Here is a 3,901-nt window from a genome sequence, read left to right on the forward strand (position 1 = left end):
GGTGCAGCCCACGGGTTCCCCTACAAAAACAACGTGGGTTTTCCTCCCTACAGCCAATATGTAAAGTTAGTGTAAAAGCCTTAGATTATTTATTGCTTTTGAAAACATAAGCTTATAAAATGAACTGGCTAGTTACTTCGTGTAATTATAGTGTGGGACGGCTTATTACGTTTTAAGCGTATTAAAACGGCATAAGCTACTAACATTTTTGAGGTTAATTATACATGAATAAAATTTTTAAAGTGATTTGGAACCATGCAGCACAACGTTTTGATGTGGTTTCAGAATTAACGAAATCAAACGGTAAATCATCTTCAACGACAGATAACCGCATTGAGCCAAGCAAGGCGTTATTAGCACTTGGTGTGGCGGGTGCGGCGTTATTGGGGACGACTGATGCGATGGCAGCACTATCTGTTGCTCAACCCCAAGTAGGTACTTCAGGTGTGACATCGGGTACTAATGCGAATAATGGGGCTGCCCCTTTATATATCAGTACGCCTAAAGGGAATACTTATGGTACTGCCGTTCTGATTGGTGAGAACGTTTTAAATAAAGATAATGGTGGCGGTTCCGTTATTATTGGTGACTCTGCTAAAGGTGACAATCTCTCTGTTGTGATTGGTCGACAAGCTAAATCTGAAGGGCAACAGGATGTTGTTATCGGTGCGGGTGCTGAACAACGTAATACTAGTTCAAAATCTTACTCTACCGCGATTGGTCGCGAGGCTGTTGTTGGTGAAAAAGGGGCTGTTGCAGTTTCGATTGGTTACCAAGCATTAGCCAATAATTCTTATGCGACTGCCATCGGTGGTAATTCAGTGGCAGCAGGACAAGCTGGTACGGCTATTGGTTTTAAGGCAAATGCCGAAGGTGGTTCATCGCTTGCTATGGGATTTGGCGCAAACGCAACTGCGTCAAATACGGTAGCGTTGGGTGTAAGTAGTGTTGCAAGTGGATTTACTTCTTTTGCAGGTGGTTCTAAGGCTAAAGCACTACAAAGTTATTCTGTTGCGATTGGTGCAGAGTCTGAGGCTAATGGAGTTAATGGCTCTACAGCTATTGGTTGGAGTGCCGGTGTATTTGACACAGCAGAGTCTGGTGTAGCACTGGGTGCTGCTTCTAAAGTTCGGGGTACACGAGCAATTGCAATCGGTCGTTCTACTTGGGCTACAGGTGTTCGCTCTACCGCAATGGGTCAATCTGCAAATACGCAAGCTGACTATTCTATTGCTATTGGTAACAATGCAAACGTTACAGTGGCTACAGCAACTAACTCAATTGCTATGGGTAACGTATCAACAGTTTCAGGCTCAAACTCAATCGCTATCGGTCCTAATTCAAACGTAACCGGCAACTCATCAACTGCCGTTGGTGTAGGCAACCAAGTTTACGCTAACAACGCAGGGGCATTTGGTGATCCAAATACCATTCAAGCAGGCGCAGACGGTTCTTATGCCTTTGGTAACGACAACACCATTAGCGGCGCGAATACCTTTGTATTGGGTAACAATGTGAATGTCGCAACCGAAGACTCTGTTATTTTAGGTAATGCGTCTGAAGCGGCGACCGCCGTAAATGTTGATGAAGCTACTGTCGGTCCTATTACTTATTCAGGCTTTAAAGGTAGCGTTCAACAAGCGGGCGAATATGTCAGCGTGGGTGCAAACGGCGATGAACGTCAAATCAAAAACGTTGCCGCAGGTCAAATCACGAAAACCTCAACAGACGCTATCAACGGTTCACAACTTTATGCCGTAGCAGCGGAATTAGGTAAAGGCTTCAACGTTACCAGCGCAGACGGCACAAACAACATCAATATTTTACCGGGCAATAACGTTCAATTCGTTAACGGTACATTAACCACAGCGAACGTTAAACCGCTCGCAAACGGCGGCGCTTCGGTAACGTTTGATGTGGATAAAGGGACATTTGACGTACCAAATGACGGTAAACTCGTTTCAAGCACAACAGATACCGGCGTGGCAACCGTAACAGATGTGGCTAACGCAGTTAATGAAGGCTATTGGAAAGTCGGTAATGCGAATGATGTGGTGAATAATGTTCACTTTGGTGACGATGTGCGTTTCACTAATGGAACAAATACCACTGTTACCGTGAAACAAAACGGCGTAAGTCGCACAGATGTTACCATTGACACTGATTTTGCAAAATTACCAACTCAAAATACCGATACCACAACAATTAACAATAACGGCGGTACAATTTCTGTTGATGTGAATATGGGCGAAGGTTCTGTTGATGCGGGTACAGGTATTGCAAGCGTTAATAACGGTGATACGAATAAAGTTGCAAATATCAGCAACGTGGTTGAGCTTGTGAATAAGACCGGTTGGAACGTATTCCAAGATAACACTGCGTCAAACAATAAGAAAGATTTAGTGGTAGCCGGTGATAATGTTGTATTCGCTGCCGGTGCAAATACAACAGTAGACATTCAAAATACAGACGGTAAAACAACCACAATTACATATGATGTGGATCTTTCTAAAGTAAATACAACTGTAGAAAATACAACCCTTTCTGTTGCAAATGGTAAAGTACAACCACCGGCAACAACTGATGCGGGCAAATTGGTTAATGCAACAACCGTTGCCAATGCAATCAATGATTCAGGCTGGCAAACAACGCTGACAGGTGGTGTAGTAGAAACCATCAATCCAGGCGATAAAGTAAACTACGTAGACGGTAAAACCACCACAGCAAGCGTAGTGAAAAATGCCAATACCGGTGAAGTGAATGTAACCTTTGAAGTAAACAAACAAGAGATCGCTGCAACAACAACCGGTACAGCAGGGCTTAAGGGCACAACCACAAATAGAGATAACTTTGTAACCGCAGGTGATGTTATTGACACCATTAATAATGTGTACTGGACAGCAACTGCCGGAACAGATGGCGGCTCTTTAGCAACCCCTGCAACTGAGGAACAAGTAAAAGCAGGCGATAAAGTAACCTTTAAAGCAGGTGAAGGCTTAACCATTAAACAAGAAGGTAAAAACTTTACTTATTCGATTAATGCAGGTGATGTAACCAGCGATACGAATTTAAATAATGTTGGTAATGGCTTAGGTAAAGCAACCGGTAATACAGCAAGCGGTACTGTTGCGTTAGTAAGCGATGTTGCAGATGCAATCAACAACTCTGGTTGGGTAACAAAGACCACAGCAGGCGCACCAGTTGTTGTAAATCCAGGTGATCAAGTTAACTATGTAGACGGTAAAAATACCAAAGCAAACGTGGCTGCAAACACCAACGGTGGTGTAGATGTTACCTTCGATGTGAATACAGGTACATCATCTGTTACAACAGATGGTAAAGCAGAAGCTGATACGGCAAACGGCGATGTTGCGACAATTACAGATGTTGTAAATACTATCAACAGCGTATACCACAGCGTTGCATCAACAAAAGTGGCTGATACAAACGGCGAAAGCACTTACGTTGCAAATGATGAGTCAAAAATTAATGCAGGCGATACTGTAAACTACAACGCAGGTCAAAACATTAAGATCAGCGGTGAAGGTAACAACATCAATATCTCAACAACTGAGAACGTGACATTCACGAACGCGGTAGTAAATAGCACATTATCTTTAGGTAACGTTTCAGATGCGGCTGCACCTGTTGTCAATATGACATCTCAAAAAGCAGTGCCGGCAACAAATAATGACCTAGTGAATAACAAGGCTCCAACAACTGCATTAAATATCACTGCAAAAGATGGTAATCCAACGCAAATCACAGGCGTAGGTTCAGTATTGAATACAACGGATGTTGAAACTAACCCTGATGCGGATACTGCAACCAATGTGGTAAATTCACCGCTTGTGGATTTAGGTAAAGATGGCGCTCCGTTAGCGGATAACATCTTAAATTC

1 protein-coding gene is annotated in these 3,901 nt (G+C 43.2%); it reads left to right on the plus strand.

The window, feature by feature from the left end; genetic code table 11:
- Positions 1–224: 224 nt before the first annotated feature.
- A partial coding sequence (locus AM305_RS11540) for an ESPR-type extended signal peptide-containing protein (RefSeq protein WP_005826329.1) occupies positions 225–3,901 on the plus strand: 3,677 nt, incomplete at its 3' end.

Origin of the sequence: Actinobacillus minor NM305, from assembly GCF_000175195.1 — a bacterium.
GTDB classification, from domain to species: Bacteria; Pseudomonadota; Gammaproteobacteria; order Enterobacterales; family Pasteurellaceae; genus Haemophilus_A; species Haemophilus_A minor.